Source organism: Pseudomonas sp. GW821-FHT10B02 (assembly GCF_059415665.1).
Genome location: NZ_JBWKNR010000002.1, coordinates 109,556 through 122,456, shown reverse-complemented (window position 1 = coordinate 122,456; position 12,901 = coordinate 109,556). Strand labels below are relative to the sequence as shown.

The following is a 12,901-nucleotide window of genomic DNA, read 5'->3' as shown; positions in this document are numbered from 1 at the left end:
AGGCAGTGTTGGAATTATTTTCTTACAGAATCTAGATCCAGCCGCCCCACTGCAAGAAAAAGATACCGATATTGGTGGTAATGGCGGCCATCAGGGTGGTTATGACGATGATTGCCGCCGCCAACTCGTGGTTGCCATTGCTCGACCTGGCCATGACATAGCTGGCCGCCGCCGTCGGGCTACCGAAGTAGAGGAACAAGATACCCAGCTCGGCCCCGCGAAAACCACAGACAAAGGCGCCAAGGGTGGCGAACAACGGCAGCCAGACCATTTTCAGCAGGCTGACACTGACGGCCAGGCCGCCACTCTGGCGCAACGAGGCCAGCGACAGGGTGCCACCAATACAGATCAGCGCCAGCGGCAGGGTCATCTGCGCCAGATAGTCGCCGGAAGTCAGCAGCCAGTTCGGCAAGGCCACCTGCCCATAGGCCAGCACCGCCGCCGCCAGCACACTGATGATCAGCGGGTTGCGCAGAATGCTCTTGCAGATACTCCAGGGGTCGGACTTGGCACTGGGGCTGTATACCGCCAGCACTATGACCGACAGCGAGTTGTAGAGCAGGATCACCAGCCCGGCTAAGACCGCACCCAGCGAAATGCCGTAATCGCCATACATGCTGGCGGCCAGCGCCAGGCCGATCACCCCGTTGTTGCCACGAAACGCGCCCTGGGTATAGATCCCGCGGTCTTGCCGGGGGCAGCGCCAGATCGCCAGGCCCCAGGCCAGGCCAAAGCCGATCAGGGTGGCAATGGCAAAGTAGAGCAGCAGCCCGGGTTTTACAGCCGCAGTCAGATCGGCGTGATAGATCCCCAGAAACAACAACGCCGGCATGCAGACGTTGAACACCAGCGCCGAAGCGGTATGGATGAAGCCGTCGTTGATCGCGTTGATGCGTTTGAGCAGCACGCCCATGAACAACATGGCAAACACCGGTGCCGTGATGTTCAGCGTCTGAAGAAAAAGGGCGAGCATGCAGGGCGGTCCCGTTGGCTGTCGTTAGGGGGCTAATGATACGCCGACAACGACAATCATGGGTCTATCCCGCTGCTTGTAATTGCCATCCCCGGTGGGAGCGGGCTTGCCCCGCGATGCGATGTGACTGAAAAACCGCAACGCGGGTCAAGCCCGCTCCCACCGAGTCCCTCAGCGGCGAACCGGGCGCTTCTGCAATTTGCGCTGCAAGGTCCGCCGGTGCATGCCCAGCGCACGGGCTGTAGCGGAGATATTGCCTTCGTGCTCGGTCAGCACCCGCTGGATGTGCTCCCACTGCAGGCGGTCGACCGACATCGGGTTTTCCGGTACCAGGCTGTCGAGGTCAGCATGCTCGGACAGCAACGCGGCCAGTACGTCATCGGCATCGGCCGGCTTGCACAGGTAGTTGCAGGCACCACGCTTGATGGCTTCCACGGCGGTGGCGATGCTTGAGTAACCGGTGAGGATCACTACGCGCATTTCCGGGTCGAGTTCGAGCAGCTTGGGCAACAACACCAGGCCCGAGTCACCATCCATCTTCAGGTCGAGGGTGGCATAGTCCGGCACATCCTGTTGAGCCAGCAACAATCCCTCTTCAGCGGACCCCGCCGTGCTCACGCGAAAACCACGGCGGCTCATGGCCCGGGCCATGACGCGGGTAAAGGTGGCGTCATCATCTACCAGCAACAGGTGCGGGAGCTCTTCGCCTTCAACCTGGATTTCATCACTCATCACACATCTCCTCGCGCGTCACGCGGCAGGCGCAGCTCGGTGAGCGTACCGCCTTCCTCATGACTATAGAGTTTTACCGAGCCGCCAGCACGGGTCACGCTGGCCTTGCTCAAGAACAGGCCCAGGCCGAAACCTTTGCCCTTGGTGGTAAAAAAGGGTTTGCCAATCGATTCAGCAATGGCCGCCGGCACACCAGGACCATGGTCACGGATGCTGATCACCATATCTTGTGCATCCCAGTCCAGGCGCACTTCCAGATCGTCCGGACAGGCATCGGCTGCATTGTTCAACAGGTTCAGCAGGGCCTGGGTCAGATCAGGGGGTGGAGCCAGACGCGGCACGCTGCCCTGCCCCAGGCGCTGGAAACGGTAGCTGGCTTCAGGACGCATCAGGTGCCAGCGGTTCAGGGCTTCATCCAGCCAGGCCGTGACTTCCTGATCTTCAACCGCCATCCGCCGGTTGGCCTCGGCAGCCCGCACCAGATTCTGCAAGGTTTCCTTGCACAGCTTGACCTGGTCCTGCAGCACCGCCAGGTCTTCCTGCAGCAGCGGATCGTGGTGGTCCTGGCGCATTTCCTTGATCAGCACGCTCATGGTTGCCAACGGCGTACCCAGCTCATGGGCGGCACCCGCGGCCTGGGTCGCAACCGCCAGTAACTGCTCGTCACGCAGCCCCTCTTCGCGCCGTTCGGCACGCAGTTGCTCCTGACGGCGCAGTTCTTCGGCCATTTTCGCTGCAAAGAAGGTGATCACCGCCGCTGCCAGGGCAATACTCAACCACATGCCGTAGACCTGCATCTTCTCCCGCGCCATGGGGAAGGTCTCCAGCGGGTAGAACTGCACCAGCAGCAAACTGTAAGCCGCCAGGGCGATGCCCGAGAGGACCAGTGAATAGACCCAGGGCAAGGTCACCGCGGCAATCGCCAGCGGCACCAGGTAATAGGAAACGAAAGGGTTGGTCGAGCCCCCGGAGTAATACAGCAAGGCACTGTGGATCAGCAGGTCACAGGCCAGCTGGAACGCGTATTCAAGCTCCGTGACCGGCAACGACAGGCGCAGGCGCAAGGCGGTGAAGGCACACAGCAGGCTCGACAGCCCCAGGGTGATCACCAGTGACAGCCACGGCAGCGGCAGCAGTTCGGTCCAGTAGGCAACGCCCACCGAGCCGGCCTGGGCGGCCAATACCAGAATGCGGATGAAGGTCAGGCGCCAGAGGTTCTGACGGGTTGCGGACAGCAGTTGTACGGGGGCGAGCATGAGCTCTCCTGATGAGTGCTCCAGGGCGAATCGTGGCGAGTATACCGAAGCTGTGCTCTGCTCTGCAGGCATGCGGCAAAGCGCCACACTTTTTTACATAACAATGATGGCCTTTTTGAACCTCACTACACTCCTGCGAGTCACATGGGCCTGCGTGGAATGGATTTCACAGCGTCCACGCCTCATTTTCAAGGAGTCATACATGCTTAACACCCGCCGCAGCGCCGCCCTCGTCATGGCCACCAGCCTGCTTGCCAGCCTGCCCGCGCTGGCAGAAGAACCACGCTACAACCAGATCTCGCTGCGTGCCGAAGTCAGCAAGGAAGTCGCGCGCGACCTGATGACCGTGACCCTGTACAGCGAAGCGCAGAACACCGATCCGGGCAAACTGGCCAAGGAAATCACCGAGACCATGAACAAGGCGGTGCAACAGGCCCGCGAGGTCAAGGAAGTGAAAATCAGCCAGGGCAGCCGCAACAGCTACCCGATCTACGACAACAAGGGTCAGAAGATCACCGGTTGGCGCGAGCGCGCTGAACTGCGCCTGGAAAGTGCCGACTTCCCGGCCTTGTCGAAGCTCACCGGGAGCTTGCTGCAGGACCTGAAAATGGGCGGCATGGACTTCTCCATTGCCCCGGCCACACGCAAAACCAGCGAGGACGAACTGCTCAAGGACGCTGTCAATGCCTTCAAGACCCGCGCCCAGCTGGCCACTGAAGCCCTGGGTGGCAAAAGCTACAAAGTGGTCAACCTCAATCTCAACAGCAGCGGCTACCCGCACCCTTACGCGCGAAGCGCACCTATGATGATGAAAGCCGGCATGGCCGAAGACGCTGCGCCTGCGCCGGATATCGAAGCCGGCACCAGCCAGGTCAGCCTCAGCGCCGACGGTACCATCGAAGTACAGATGTAACGTTACTGGTGTGCAGATTCGTGGCAGCTGCGGCTGCCACGACGCCTGTTACGCGTAGCAACTCGCCGCACCATTTTGGTGCCAGGCGTGACCAGATTGAAGCGCAACGTCCCCGAAACATACTGAAATACCCCCTCGCAAACGATCAACTCCGTAAAAAATTATACGGATGCGACATTCCTGTACGTTCGTCCCACTGTTTGCCGCCACACATCCCTTTGAGTGTTGCATTGGGTATGGGCCCTGCATAAGTATCCGCAGGTCGGCTCACAAGGCCCCCCTCAAATCAAAAATGACAACAATGAGGCCACCATGCTCAAACACGCGGTCATTCCGTTTCTAGTCGGCGCAGGCTTGCTTGCCGGCGCACCTTCTGCCCTTGCGGCGACTAACCTGGTGTTCTGCTCCGAAGGCAGCCCCGCTGGCTTCGACCCGGGCCAGTACACCACCGGAACCGACTTCGATGCCTCAGCCGAGACTGTCTTCAACCGCCTGAGCCAGTTCGAGCGCGGCGGTACTGCTGTGATTCCGGGCCTGGCCACCAGCTGGGACATTTCCGATGACGGCCTGACCTACACCTTCCACCTGCGTGAAGGGGTCAAGTTCCACACCACCGACTTCTTCAAGCCGACCCGCGAATTCAACGCCGACGACGTGCTGTTCACCTTCAATCGAATGCTCGACAAGGACATGCCGTTCCGCAAGGCCTACCCCACCGAGTTCCCGTACTTCACCGACATGGGCATGGACAAGAACATCGCCAAGGTGGAGAAGCTCGACGACCACACCGTCAAGTTCACCCTCAACGGCGTCGATGCCGCGTTCATCCAGAACCTGGCCATGAGCTTTGCTTCGATCCAGTCGGCCGAATACGCCGACCATCTGCTCAAGCAAGGCAAGCCCGCCGACATCAACCAGAAGCCGATCGGCACCGGGCCGTTCGTGTTCAGCAAATACCAGAAAGACGCGCAGATCCGCTTCAAGGGCAACAAGGACTACTGGCAGCCCGATGATGTGAAGATCGACAACCTGATCTTCGCCATCACCACCGACGCCTCGGTGCGCATGCAGAAGCTGAAGAAAAACGAGTGCCAGGTCACCCTCTTCCCGCGACCGGCCGACATCGAGCCGCTCAAGGCGGACCCGAACCTGAAGATGCCCGACCAGGCCGGCTTCAACCTCGGTTACATCGCCTACAACGTGATGGATAAGATCAAGGGCAGCAACGAAGCCAACCCGATGGCCCAGCTCAAGGTCCGCCAGGCTCTGGACATGGCGGTGAACAAGCAAGAAATCATCAAGTCGGTGTACCAGGGCGCCGGTCAGCTGGCGGTCAACGCCATGCCGCCGACCCAATGGTCCTACGACACCACCATCAAGGACGCCCCGTTCGACCCGGAAAAAGCCAAGCAACTGCTCAAGGAAGCCGGGGTCAAGGAAGGTACCGAGATCACCCTCTGGGCCATGCCGGTGCAACGCCCGTACAACCCCAACGCCAAGCTGATGGCCGAGATGCTCCAGTCCGACTGGAAGAAGATCGGCATCAACGCCAAGATCGTCAGCTACGAGTGGGGTGAGTACATCAAACGCTCCAAAGGTGGCGAGAACGGCGCCATGCTGATTGGCTGGAGCGGTGACAACGGTGATCCGGACAACTGGCTCGGCACCCTATTCGGTTGCGACGCTATCGCCGGCAACAACTTCTCCAAATGGTGCGACAAGCCCTACGACGACCTGATCAAGCAGGCCAAGGCCACCTCCGACCAGGCCAAGCGTACCGAGCTGTACAAGCAGGCCCAGCACCGCCTCAAAGACCAGGTGCCGATGACACCGATCGCCCACTCGACGGTGTATCAACCCATGCGCAGCACCGTACAGGACTTCAAGATCAGTCCGTTCGGCTTGAACTCCTTCTATGGGGTAAGCGTGACCAAATAGCAGCCGCCAGCGCTGGCCCCGGACGCCGCATGGCGTCCGGGACCTTAACCTGACGGCCTGGCAGGTCAGCCGCTAGTGCATCGACACGGAAACGTCGCACGCCCTTTCGGACACCTCCTACACATCGTTGCGTAATCGCACCTATCGACAACGCCGTGACGGCTCTACCGTCAAGGCAGTGTCGTAGTCGGCGCGATGCGTACCGCTGTGCGCCATGGACCGCTCAAAACAACAAGAAATCAAGGATAGTCATGCGCCATACGCCAATTTTTGCAGCATTGCTGGGCCTCGGCCTGCTCGCCCAGGCCCCCGTCAGCCTGGCCAAGAACCTGGTGTTCTGCTCCGAGGGCAGCCCCGGTGGTTTCGACACCGCTCAGTACACCAGCGCCACCGACAACGACGCCGCCGAGCCGATCTACAACCGCCTGGTCGAATTCGAACGCGGCGCCACTGCGGTCAAACCGGCCCTGGCAAAAAGCTGGGAGGTGTCCGATGACGGCCTGACCTACACCTTCCACCTGCGCGAAGGGGTCAAGTTTCACAGCAACAAGGAGTTCACCCCCAGCCGTGAGATGAACGCCGACGACGTGCTGTTCACCTTCAATCGAATGCTCGACCGGGAGCACCCGTTTCGCAAAGCCTACCCCACCGAGTTCCCCTACTTCGTCGGCATGAGCCTGGACAAGAACATTGCCCGGGTCGAGAAGAGCGCGCCGATGACCGTGGTGTTCACCCTCAACAGCGTTGACGCCGCATTCGTGCAGAACCTGGCGATGAGTTTCGCCGCCATCCTTTCAGCCGAGTACGCCCACCAGTTGATGACCTCCGGACGCCCCAGCGACATCAACCAGAAACCGATCGGTACCGGCCCGTTCGTGTTCCAGCGTTACCAGAAGGACTCGCAGATCCGCTATCGCGGCAACAAGGACTACTGGGACCCGGCTCAGGTCAAACTCGACCAACTGATCTTCTCGATCAACATCGATCCTTCGGTGCGTATCCAGAAGCTGCGCAAGAACGAGTGCCAGATCACCCTGCATCCACGCCCGGCTGACCTTGACGCACTGAAGAACGACCCGCAGTTGCAGGTTATCGAAAAGCCCGGTTTCAACCTTGGCTACATCGCTTACAACGTCCGGCACAAACCCTTCGACCAGCTTGAAGTACGCCAGGCGATGGACATGGCGGTGAACAAACCGGCCATCGTCAAGGCGGTGTACCAACAGGCCGGACAACTGGCAGTGGGCAGTATGCCGCCGACCCAGTGGTCCTATGACGAAAGCATCAAGGACGCCGGCTACAACCCGGACAAGGCCCGCGAATTGCTCAAGGCTGCCGGGGTCAAGGAAGGCACTGAAATCACCCTGTGGGCCATGCCCGTGCAACGCCCCTACAACCCCAACGCCAAGCTGATGGCCGAGATGCTTCAGGCCGACTGGGGCAAGGTCGGGTTGAAGGTGAAGATCGTCAGCTACGAATGGGGCGAATACCTCAAGCGCACCAAGGACGGCGAACACGATATCTCGCTGATCGGCTGGACCGGCGACAACGGCGACCCGGACAACTGGCTGGGCACGCTGTACAGCTGCGACGCCATCGGCAGCAACAACTACTCCATGTGGTGCGACCCGCAATACGACGCGCTGGTCAAGAAAGCCAAGACCATCACCGACCGTGAGCAGCGCACCGTGCTTTATCAACAGGCCCAGCAGCGCCTCAAGCAGCAGGTGCCGATTACCCCGATCGCCCACTCGACGGTCAACCAGCCGCTCAGTGCCAAGGTCGAGGACTTCAAGGTAAGCCCCTTCGGGCGCAACGTCTTTTCTGGCGTAAGCCTCGATTAACCCCTGCAACGCCCAAGGGAGTGCAACCCACTCCCGCGGGCGCTTGCAGCCTGAATATGCCCGATTGTCGTCGTGCAAACGTTTGCAACCCTTGTTCCACCCAGAAAGACGCCCAGCTCACAAGGCCGGGCGGCAACTAAAAAAAGAAAAGAAAGGGAGCTTTACCTTGAGACCAACCAAAACCGCAGTACTGGCATTGTCCTTGAGTGGCCTGTCAGCCATGGCCCAGGCCGAACCCGTGAGCCAGGACTTTGTTCCGGTCAGCGTCAAATCCACCAGCGCCCAGAGTGAAGCCAAAGGCTTTATCGAAGGCCAGAGCCTGTCCGGCTCGACCCGCAACTGGTATGCCCGCGAACGCGCCACCCGCGCGCCGCTGTGGAAGTACCGCAAAAGTGACGGCAGCCTCCACGACACGCACAGCCGTGACAACTGGGTGCAGGGCACCATCCTCAACTACAGCTCGGGCTTCACCGAGGGCGCCGTCGGTTTCGCCACCGAAGTCGCTGCCTACAACGCCATCGCCCTCGAGCAGGGCCGCGCAGCAGTGGCCGGGCCGAACAACCGCACCCTGACCCACAGTGACGGTGACGTCATCGGTCAATGGAGCAAGATGGGCCTGGCCAACGTCAAGGCCCGCGTCTCCAACACCACCTTGACCGCCGGTCGCCAGTCCATCGACACCCCGGTCATCGCCTACATCGGCAACCGTGCCTTGCCGTCGAGCTTCGAGGGCGTGACCATCCGCAGCGAAGAATTCGACAACCTGGCCTTCGACTTCGGCACCTTCGACCGGCTTTCACAGCGGACCGAGCAAGGCACCAGCAAATTTGTCGCCGAGTACGGTGATCGCGCCTTTGAGGCCGATCACGTCAATATCGCCGGTGTGAACTACCAGCCCCTGAAGAGTCTGAAAACCAGCTTCTACGTGTCCAACGTCGAAGACTTGTGGAACCAGTACTACTTCGGTGCCAACCACGAGCTGGGCGACAGTTCGGTACTGAGCCTTACCACCGGCCTGAACTACTACAAGACCAAAGATGAAGGTAAAAGCCAACTCGGCGAAATCGACAACGACACCTACAGTCTGTCGTTCGGCCTGACGCACCAGGCGCACAACCTGAGCTTCTCCTACCAGCAGGTCAACGGTAACGAATACTTCGACTACCTGCACGACACCAACGCGATCTACCTGGCCAACTCCCTGCTTTCGGACTTCAACGGCCCGAACGAGAAATCGATGCAGATCGCCTATGTACTGAACATGGCCCAGTACGGCGTACCCGGCCTCAAATTCAACCTGTACAACGCCCGAGGCTGGGGCATCGATGGCACCCACTACACCGGCACCGGCTATGACGTGAAGAAGCTGGACGACGAGAACCACTATGAGTGGGGTATCGGTACCACCTACGCGGTACAAAGCGGTTCACTCAAGGACACCACCATCCGCGCCACCTACACCGCGCACCGCGCCAGCAAGAACCAGGGCGACGGCAGCCTGGACGAGCTGCGTATCGTGACCACCATTCCATTCAACATTCTCTAAGCGTCAGTGGTCGCGGCCGGTTCGCCGAACCGGTCGTGGCGACTACGCTGGCTTAATTGATAGCAGGGAGGTTTCATGAAATTGCTACCGCTTCAGGCTGCCCTCGCAGCCATCCTGTTGAGCGCCGCGGCGGGCCTGGCGGCCAAGCCGCTGGTGGTGTGTACCGAGGCCAGCCCGGAAGGCTTCGATATCGTCCAGTACACCACTGCGGTAACCGCCGACGCATCGGCCGAAACCGTGTTCAACCGCCTGGTCGACTTCAAGCCCGGCACCACTACCCTCCAGCCGGCCCTGGCCGAACGCTGGGAGATCAGCGACGACGGCCTGACCTACACCTTCCATCTGCGCAAAGGGGTGAAGTTCCACACCACCGACTACTTCACGCCGACCCGCGAGATGAATGCCGACGACGTGCTGTGGAGTTTCCGACGCCAGCTGGACCCGAACCACCCGTGGCACAACAAGACCAGCATCGGCTTCCCGTATTTCGAGAGCATGGGTTTCAAGGACCTGCTCAAGAGCATCGAGAAAACCGACGATCACACCGTGGTCTTCACCCTCACCCGCCCGGAAGCGCCGTTCCTGCCTGACCTGGCCATGGCCTTCACCTCGATCTATTCCGCCGAGTACGGCGACCAGTTGCTCAAGGCCAACAAGACCGCCGAACTCAACAGCAAACCGATCGGCACCGGCCCGTTCATTTTCCAGCGCTACGTCAAGGACGCCCAGGTCCGCTACAAGCCCAACCCCGACTACTTCCGCGGCAAGCCACCGGCCGATGCGCTGATCTTCGCCATCGCCAGCGACAACAATGTGCGCCTGCAGAAGCTCAAGGCCAACGAATGCCAGGTGGCGCTGTATCCCAAGCCCGACGACATCCCCAGCATCAAGAACGACCCCAAGCTGAAAGTCGCCGAGATGGAAGCCCTGACCACCGGTTACATCTCGCTCAACACCGAGCACAAATACCTGAGCGACGTACGTGTACGCAAAGCCATCAACATGGCCTTCGACCGCCAGACCCACGTCGACCAGCTGTTTGGCAAAGGCAATGCGCTGGTCGGCGTCAACCCTTATCCGCCAACGCTGATGGGCTACAACACCGCCAACCAGAACCCGCCCCGCGACCTCGACAAGGCCCGCGCCCTGCTCAAGGAAGCCGGGGTACCGGAGGGTGCGGTACTGACCCTGTTCACCCGCAATGGCGGCGGCCCGACCAACCCCAACCCGCAGTTGAGCGCCCAGATGCTTCAGGCCGACCTGGCCAAGATCGGCCTGAAGGTCGACATCCGCGTGATGGAATGGGCCGAAATGCTGCGCCGGGCCAAGAAGGGCGAGCCCGACATGGTGTCTACCGGCTGGGCAGGCGACAACGGCGACCCGGACAACTTCCTCACCCCGCTGCTCAGCTGCGATGCGGTGAAAAGTGGCGAGAACTATGCCCGCTGGTGCAACCAGAAATTCCAGACGTTGATCGACGACGCCCGCAAAGTAACCGACACGGATGAGCGCGCAGCGCTCTATGTAAAGGCGCTGGCGGTGTACGATGAAGACCAACCGTGGATCAGCATGGCGCATCCGAAGATGTTCACCGCCATGCGCAACAACGTTGAGGGGTACCACATCAACCCCCTCACCAATAACAACTTCGCCACTACCCAGGTGAAGTAGAACAAGAACGGCCGCCAGCGCCCTATCCGGGTGCTGGCGGACATGCCTGACCGGCTGATGAGGTACACCAGAAGATGTTTAGTTTTATTGCCCGGCGCCTGGGATTACTGATCCCGACCTTTTTCGGCATCACCTTGCTGACGTTCGCACTCATACGGCTGATACCCGGTGACCCGGTGGAAGTCATGATGGGTGAGCGCCGGGTGGATCCCGAGATGCACGCCCAGGCCATGGAGCGCCTCGGCTTGAACAAGCCACTGCCAGCGCAGTACCTGGACTATATCGGCAAGCTCGCCCAGGGTGACCTTGGCGAATCGCTGCGTACCCGCGAAAGCGTCTGGACCGAGTTCCTCGCGCTGTTCCCGGCGACCCTGGAACTGGCCATCGCGGCGTTGTTTTTCGCCGGGGTGATCGGCCTGCTGGCCGGGGTAATTGCCGCCCTCAAGCGCGGATCATTGTTCGATCACGGGGTGATGGGCATTTCATTGGCAGGCTACTCGATGCCAATCTTCTGGTGGGGCCTGATCCTGATCATGTTCTTCTCCGTAAGCCTGGGCTGGACCCCGGTTTCCGGACGCATCGACCTGCTCTACGACATCGAGCCGAAAACCGGCTTCATGCTCATCGACACCCTGCTCAGCGATGAAGAAGGCGCGTTCAAGGACGCCCTGATGCACCTGATTCTGCCGGCTATCGTCCTCGGTACCATTCCATTGGCGGTGATCGCCCGGATGACCCGCTCGTCGATGCTCGAAGTGCTGCGCGAAGACTACATCCGCACCGCCCGGGCCAAAGGCCTGTCGCCTGCCCGCGTGGTGTTCGTGCATGGCCTGCGCAATGCCCTGATTCCAGTCCTCACTGTGTTCGGCCTGCAGGTCGGCACTTTGCTCGCCGGTGCGGTACTGACCGAAACCATCTTTTCCTGGCCGGGCATCGGCAAATGGCTGATCGAAGCCATCGGCGCCCGTGACTACCCCGTGGTACAGAACGGCATCCTGTTGATTGCCTGCCTGGTGATTCTGGTCAACTTCGTCGTGGATATCCTCTACGGCCTGGCCAACCCACGCATCCGTCATCAGCGCTGAGGGCCAAGTCATGAATACCCCACTTGCAAAATCTGTCACCACCCCGGCCACCGCTGTCGACCAGAGCCTGCTCTACCCCTCGCCCTACAAGGAGTTCTGGCAGGCTTTTTCGCGCAACAAAGGCGCGGTCGCCGGCCTGATGTTCATGAGCCTGATCGTGTTCTGCGCGCTGTTCGCGCCCTGGGTGGCGCCACACAACCCCAGCGAGCAATACCGTGACTTCCTGCTCACCCCACCGGTGTGGCTCGAAGGCGGTAACTGGCAGTTCATTCTCGGCACCGACGAACTGGGCCGCGACCTGCTCTCGCGCCTGATCCAGGGTTCGCGCCTGTCGTTGCTGATCGGCCTGTCGTCGGTGGTGATCTCGCTGATTCCGGGGATCTTCCTCGGCCTGTTGGCCGGGTTCTTCCCGCGCATCCTCGGCCCATCGATCATGCGCCTGATGGACGTGATGCTGGCGCTGCCATCGCTGCTGCTGGCGGTGGCCATCGTCGCCATCCTCGGCCCAGGCCTGATCAACACGGTAATCGCCATTGCCATCGTGTCGCTGCCGTCCTATGTGCGTCTGACCCGCGCTGCGGTGATGGGTGAACTGAACCGTGACTACGTCACTGCCGCACGTCTGGCCGGTGCCAGCCTGCCGCGGCTGATGTTCGTCACCGTGCTGCCCAACTGCATGGCGCCGCTGATCGTCCAGGCGACCTTGAGTTTCTCCTCGGCGATTCTCGATGCCGCGGCCCTGGGCTTCCTTGGCCTGGGTGTGCAGCCGCCGACCCCGGAGTGGGGCACCATGCTGGCCTCGGCCCGCGACTACATCGAACGCGCCTGGTGGGTAGTGAGCCTGCCGGGTCTGACCATTTTGCTCAGCGTGCTGGCAATCAACCTGATGGGTGACGGACTGCGCGATGCGCTGGACCCGAAACTCAAGAATGCCGCCTGAGGA

At 60.7% G+C, this 12,901-nt stretch carries 10 protein-coding genes; 7 read left to right on the top strand and 3 right to left on the bottom strand.

The features are described 5' to 3' along the window. Positions 1-31: 31 nt before the first annotated feature. The 3 genes from AC07OF_RS03525 to AC07OF_RS03515 form a co-directional block, all read right to left on the bottom strand. Positions 32-973 (bottom strand): AEC family transporter, encoded by a 942-nt coding sequence (locus AC07OF_RS03525; protein ID WP_157194007.1) that lies wholly within the window; start codon positions 971-973, stop codon positions 32-34. A gap of 171 nt (positions 974-1,144) precedes the next feature. Further along, positions 1,145-1,705 carry a response regulator transcription factor gene (locus AC07OF_RS03520; protein WP_038614443.1) on the bottom strand — a complete coding sequence of 187 codons (561 nt, stop codon included), beginning with the start codon at positions 1,703-1,705 and terminating at the stop codon, positions 1,145-1,147. Next, positions 1,705-2,961 carry an ATP-binding protein gene (locus AC07OF_RS03515; protein WP_157194009.1) on the bottom strand — a complete coding sequence of 419 codons (1,257 nt, stop codon included), beginning with the start codon at positions 2,959-2,961 and terminating at the stop codon, positions 1,705-1,707. Before AC07OF_RS03515 ends, AC07OF_RS03520 begins: the two co-directional genes overlap by 1 nt. Positions 2,962-3,163: 202 nt before the next feature. Here AC07OF_RS03515 and AC07OF_RS03510 point away from each other — a divergent pair, with 202 nt between their 5' ends. The 7 genes from AC07OF_RS03510 (at position 3,164) to AC07OF_RS03480 (ending at position 12,898) form a co-directional block, all read left to right on the top strand. After that, on the top strand, positions 3,164-3,874 hold the full coding sequence (locus AC07OF_RS03510; RefSeq protein WP_157194011.1) for an SIMPL domain-containing protein: 711 nt from the start codon (positions 3,164-3,166) through the stop codon (positions 3,872-3,874). Positions 3,875-4,186: 312 nt separating this feature from the next. Next, entirely contained in the window at positions 4,187-5,812 is a 1,626-nt protein-coding gene (locus tag AC07OF_RS03505; protein ID WP_495072578.1) for an ABC transporter substrate-binding protein, read from the top strand. 251 nt (positions 5,813-6,063) lie between these two features. Beyond that, entirely contained in the window at positions 6,064-7,656 is a 1,593-nt protein-coding gene (locus AC07OF_RS03500) for an ABC transporter substrate-binding protein (RefSeq protein ID WP_157194015.1), read from the top strand. Positions 7,657-7,876: 220 nt separating this feature from the next. Beyond that, on the top strand, positions 7,877-9,202 hold the full coding sequence (locus AC07OF_RS03495) for an OprD family porin (RefSeq protein WP_157194803.1): 1,326 nt from the start codon (positions 7,877-7,879) through the stop codon (positions 9,200-9,202). A 75-nt stretch (positions 9,203-9,277) separates the two neighbouring features. Further along, positions 9,278-10,873, top strand: coding sequence for an ABC transporter substrate-binding protein (locus AC07OF_RS03490; RefSeq protein ID WP_495072577.1), 1,596 nt, complete (start codon positions 9,278-9,280; stop codon positions 10,871-10,873). A gap of 74 nt (positions 10,874-10,947) precedes the next feature. Then, complete coding sequence (locus AC07OF_RS03485; RefSeq protein ID WP_038614460.1) at positions 10,948-11,958, top strand: ABC transporter permease subunit; 1,011 nt, start codon at positions 10,948-10,950, stop codon at positions 11,956-11,958. 10 nt (positions 11,959-11,968) lie between these two features. After that, complete coding sequence (locus tag AC07OF_RS03480) at positions 11,969-12,898, top strand: ABC transporter permease subunit (protein ID WP_038614462.1); 930 nt, start codon at positions 11,969-11,971, stop codon at positions 12,896-12,898. Positions 12,899-12,901 lie beyond the last annotated feature (3 nt).

Coding starts and splice junctions, on each gene's coding strand:
- AC07OF_RS03510 (WP_157194011.1), top strand. CDS start 3,164: ATGCTTAACACCCGCCGCAGCGCCGCCCTCGTCATGGCCACCAGCCTG.
- AC07OF_RS03520 (WP_038614443.1), bottom strand. CDS start 1,705: ATGAGTGATGAAATCCAGGTTGAAGGCGAAGAGCTCCCGCACCTGTTG.
- AC07OF_RS03500 (WP_157194015.1), top strand. CDS start 6,064: ATGCGCCATACGCCAATTTTTGCAGCATTGCTGGGCCTCGGCCTGCTC.
- AC07OF_RS03505 (WP_495072578.1), top strand. CDS start 4,187: ATGCTCAAACACGCGGTCATTCCGTTTCTAGTCGGCGCAGGCTTGCTT.
- AC07OF_RS03515 (WP_157194009.1), bottom strand. CDS start 2,961: ATGCTCGCCCCCGTACAACTGCTGTCCGCAACCCGTCAGAACCTCTGG.
- AC07OF_RS03480 (WP_038614462.1), top strand. CDS start 11,969: ATGAATACCCCACTTGCAAAATCTGTCACCACCCCGGCCACCGCTGTC.
- AC07OF_RS03485 (WP_038614460.1), top strand. CDS start 10,948: ATGTTTAGTTTTATTGCCCGGCGCCTGGGATTACTGATCCCGACCTTT.
- AC07OF_RS03495 (WP_157194803.1), top strand. CDS start 7,877: ATGGCCCAGGCCGAACCCGTGAGCCAGGACTTTGTTCCGGTCAGCGTC.
- AC07OF_RS03490 (WP_495072577.1), top strand. CDS start 9,278: ATGAAATTGCTACCGCTTCAGGCTGCCCTCGCAGCCATCCTGTTGAGC.
- AC07OF_RS03525 (WP_157194007.1), bottom strand. CDS start 973: ATGCTCGCCCTTTTTCTTCAGACGCTGAACATCACGGCACCGGTGTTT.